This window comes from Pseudomonadota bacterium, from assembly GCA_026390555.1.
In the GTDB taxonomy this organism is placed as follows: domain Bacteria; phylum Bdellovibrionota_C; class UBA2361; order UBA2361; family OMII01; genus OMII01.
Window position 1 is genome coordinate 1 of record JAPLFS010000050.1, and the last position, 3,701, is coordinate 3,701.

At 53.4% G+C, this 3,701-nt stretch carries 6 protein-coding genes; 2 read left to right on the forward strand and 4 right to left on the reverse strand.

The window, feature by feature from the left end; translation table 11 throughout:
* The 3 genes from NTV65_06860 to dcd all read right to left on the reverse strand — a co-directional run.
* Positions 1–365: hypothetical protein (locus tag NTV65_06860; GenBank protein MCX6114917.1), on the reverse strand; the 365-nt coding region annotated here is incomplete at its 3' end.
* A gap of 83 nt (positions 366–448) precedes the next feature.
* A complete protein-coding gene (locus NTV65_06865; GenBank protein MCX6114918.1) occupies positions 449–1,579 on the reverse strand; it encodes a hypothetical protein in 1,131 nt (376 codons plus the stop codon).
* 38 nt (positions 1,580–1,617) lie between these two features.
* A complete protein-coding gene (dcd, locus tag NTV65_06870) occupies positions 1,618–2,187 on the reverse strand; it encodes a dCTP deaminase (GenBank protein ID MCX6114919.1) in 570 nt (189 codons plus the stop codon).
* Positions 2,188–2,562: 375 nt separating this feature from the next.
* Here dcd and NTV65_06875 point away from each other — a divergent pair, with 375 nt between their 5' ends.
* Together NTV65_06875 and NTV65_06880 are read left to right on the forward strand one after the other, a co-directional pair.
* Positions 2,563–2,838 (forward strand): hypothetical protein, encoded by a 276-nt coding sequence (locus tag NTV65_06875; GenBank protein ID MCX6114920.1) that lies wholly within the window; start codon positions 2,563–2,565, stop codon positions 2,836–2,838.
* A 2-nt stretch (positions 2,839–2,840) separates the two neighbouring features.
* A complete protein-coding gene (locus tag NTV65_06880; GenBank protein ID MCX6114921.1) occupies positions 2,841–3,371 on the forward strand; it encodes a hypothetical protein in 531 nt (176 codons plus the stop codon).
* Between the two features lie 17 nt (positions 3,372–3,388).
* Here NTV65_06880 and NTV65_06885 read toward each other — a convergent pair.
* A partial coding sequence (locus NTV65_06885) for a hypothetical protein (protein ID MCX6114922.1) occupies positions 3,389–3,701 on the reverse strand: 313 nt, incomplete at its 5' end.

Here is a 3,701-nt window from a genome sequence, read left to right on the forward strand (position 1 = left end):
CCCTCATATACAACAGTCAGAAGGGCCTGCAGAGCTGTACTCGCGATTAGCCGCAAGCGGGCATATACTGGCACGCTAAGATCTGGAACCAGGCAGATTACCTCACGCAGCTCTGCCTTACTGCTCGCGCCAGATCTAGCGTAGGCAGGAAAGATCTCGGCCAATGATTTAGCCTCTGGCAGCAGTACTGCTGCGCTAGCTTGGGCCAGGACTATATAACCCTGATCGCTACGCCACTCACCTGCGACCTTTTTCGAGATCTCCGCTATTATGCGCAGCGCTATAAGGTCTGCGTTCTCCCTAGTTTGGCGCGCTATCTCAACCGCAGCGGTAGAGCTAAGATCGCCCTTAGATAAATCCAGCATAGGCTGAAATTCGCTATAAGGGGTCAGTGAAATTTGGGGATAGAGGGAGGACACCACCTCTAAAAGGATCGGATTGAGCACGCCTACTCTCCCCCACTCTGTAACGCCGCCTGAAGCGCCATCTGGAGTTCTGCACTACCACTGAGAGCGTAAGCGGCAACTAGGTCGGCAGCCTCGGTCGGCTCCGCGCCACCAGCAGCCGCTGCAAGCACACCACGAGCACGTTGCAACATCGTGCCCCCCTCGTGAATCGCAAGCACGATATCATCGCGACCATCCCGCACGAGGGCTACTATCAATACTAGTTTATTTGCTAGTGCGTATACCTCATTACTGAGCACAGCGCGCATCTCCTCAGTGCGTTTGAGCGCCGCTACTGCGTCATGCGTCTGATCTGCGCTCAGGATCGGCAAGTACGAGAATAGTCCACGATCCGCAAACTCCTGAATCACCTCTGAAGCGAGCTCCTCATCGAAGGCTGTCACAACCTCATTCCAAACCCGTCTGGGCGAGAGGGTCGCAAGAGCCCCGCCATTAACGGCATCAACGAAAGCCGCCAGCGTCTCCATATCGAAGTGAAATGAGAGCCGCACTGCGTAGCGCACCGCTCTAAAGAGCCTGGTCGGATCGTCGATAAAGCTGCGTGGATGAAGCACCCGTAGCGTACCGTTTTGCAGATCCTTAAGCCCAGCACAGGGATCAACTATGCGCTCTGATAATTGTGCGAGCGATAGCGTGTTCGCCCGATACTGAGCGAAGATCTCCAGTGGCAACGCTATCGCATTAGTTGAGAAGTCACGGCGCCATAGATCTTGCTCGATCGGAGCCGGCCTGACGGTAGGCAACGCACCTGGTTTGGCGTACTGCTCGACACGCGCCGTTGCGATATCGATCTCTGTTAGGAATACCCCCTCACCCTCAACCTCTACGAATGGTGCCGTAAGCTTAGCCGTCATAAAGCTCTGATGCTCGCGCAACGAGCAGCCCAGTTCCTCCTTAAGCGCTCGCGCAAAAGCGAGCCCATCACCCTCTACAACTATATCAAGGTCATAATCCCCGATAGTTCCCCCCATTAGCAGATCTCTAACGATACCGCCGATAACGAACACCCCCTCGCCGCGCGCGGAAGCCACCCGTAGAGCAGCCTCAACTGCCACGGCAAGCGGCACATGATTTACCCCCAAACGCTGCTTTGCACTTTTGTTGCTGCTCAACTGCTGCACCCCCGCTCAATTAAATTACCAGCTGGCCTTTATGCGATCTCGTCGTCTGCCATGATCTCCTCTGAGAAGATCGGAAGTCCTACCGACTGTTGATCGCGGTACTTCCCGTTATCATCATAGCGCTCAGAACTGGCGCTCTTAAGCTCGAAAAGCACCACCCGCGCTATCTTCATGCGGGGATATAAAAGAATTGGGTTCGGTCCGTGGTTAGCTAGCTCAAGGGTTACCGGTCGATCGCTGTGTCCAGGATACACCATCATCGCTGTCTGAACGATCGTTAATCCAACCCGCGCCAAAGTACTTCGCCCCTCGATCATAAACCCCAGAGACGCTCCGACCGTTACGTGCTGGAAGGTATGCCCTAACAGGAACTCTCCCGGCTCAAGAGAGTAAGGATTCTCCATAGTTATGCTGATTGGGTAGTATGGAGGTGGATCTGGCTTCCTGACATCAACTACATATCCAGCACGGGGCTTAAGCAGCTCGGCTCCGAGATGCATCGTAATTCCAGAAGAGCGCAGCCACTTCTGGTTAAAGGGGGTTATCTTTAACTCTCCGCTGGCGATGACCCTCTTAATATCTACATTTGACAACATCATAACTATTCACCCCTGTATAAACTTGTCGGTGGTTAAAAAGGCTTCGATCTTGCGATCGGTCCTAACGCCTCACCTTTCTTGACGTTCCCTGATCGGGAACGCTCATTTTGGGGTGAATAGTTAGTATTATCACCCCCGATTTGCTCCGCAAATCGACCCCTGAGGGGTTTGTTTCCACCCCAGTTTGCTCCGCAAACTCGCCCCTTGATAGGGGCTAACGTATTCACCCCTGTATAAACTTATCGGTACGGTAGACATTACGTTGAGATGTGGAGTATCTCAAGCAATACCCGATATTGCTTATGCTTTAGGCCACTTGCAGTAAATATGCGCCTAGGTATACTCATTCTGCATTAGAATAAGGAACCTAAGATTATGGATCTACAACCAAAAGAGGCTCAAGACGGTGTTAAATGGTTGGTTTATGCCGGCTCAGCCGCGCTACTCCTAAGCCTGGTTCTTTTCTGGGTAGATAGCTCCGTGATGGGCAACGCCGCTAAGCGTGACAGGGCACATAACGAGGAGTTGCGTGAACTCCGTCTCGCTCAATCCTCTCTTCCAGCTAATGTAACTGATGAGCGCCAGATCCTGCCCCTCGTACTTGAGCAGCAGGACGACGCTCCCACAACAACCGACCACTCTGCGCATTAGTCGTGAACGGTTGCCTGTTCGGACGGCGCCGCCTTATCTCAGCTATACTAGATATTTACTGGAAGCTATCCGGTCGTCGCACCTCTGATAGCGATTCCTTGATCCTACACCTAAGATCGATCCTGCGCCGCTTTCCTTTTTGGGCAGAGGGACACCTCGCACTAGCCGAGCTGTGTATTAATACCGGGGATATCGCCGCAGCATACGCCTCTGGCCATGCTCTCAAGGCTCTAAGTACACCGAACAGCTTTCATAGCGCACAGGCGCTCTTTATTTTAGGGCGCTGTTTTCTACGTAAAGGAGAGTGGCAAAGCGCGCTAATCTATCTGTGTCAGGCGCACGCAATACTACCAACACTTTACGCAATTCATGAAGAGGAGGCCGCGGCCTTAATGTTATCAGAGGATTACTCCGCGGCGCTCAAAGCTCTCGCTCAGATTCCATCTGAGAGACTCTCGGCTGAGGGCAAGGCGGCTCTTGAATTTGCAAAGATGCGCATGGCACGAGAATTAGCGCTACCGCTGCAGCGCTAACTCCCCCATCTCTATGACTAAGGTGCCGTCCGTGCCCCGCGCCCACCGTAGGAGCTGCTGCGTGCTGTATCGGTGCTGGAAGCCTCTGCACGATCAGAGGTACGAGCGTAGGTGCTACTTTGTGAATAATAACCGCCCCGAAAACCGATTCCAGACGCAGTAGTTGCTGCGGGCCAATTAGTAACGTTCGCCCTTCCATTCGTATCAACCTCTCCGTTACCGTGCAGTCCGGTAAAGGCGCGCCCATCTGAGTTTCCTACCGTAACGGTCCGCTCAGATAGGTTTCCACTTAGCTCTAACGCTCCGTAATACCCAGCCCCAGCGCTGGCG

Coding starts and splice junctions, on each gene's coding strand:
- NTV65_06875 (MCX6114920.1), top strand. CDS start 2,563: ATGGATCTACAACCAAAAGAGGCTCAAGACGGTGTTAAATGGTTGGTT.
- dcd (MCX6114919.1), bottom strand. CDS start 2,187: ATGATGTTGTCAAATGTAGATATTAAGAGGGTCATCGCCAGCGGAGAG.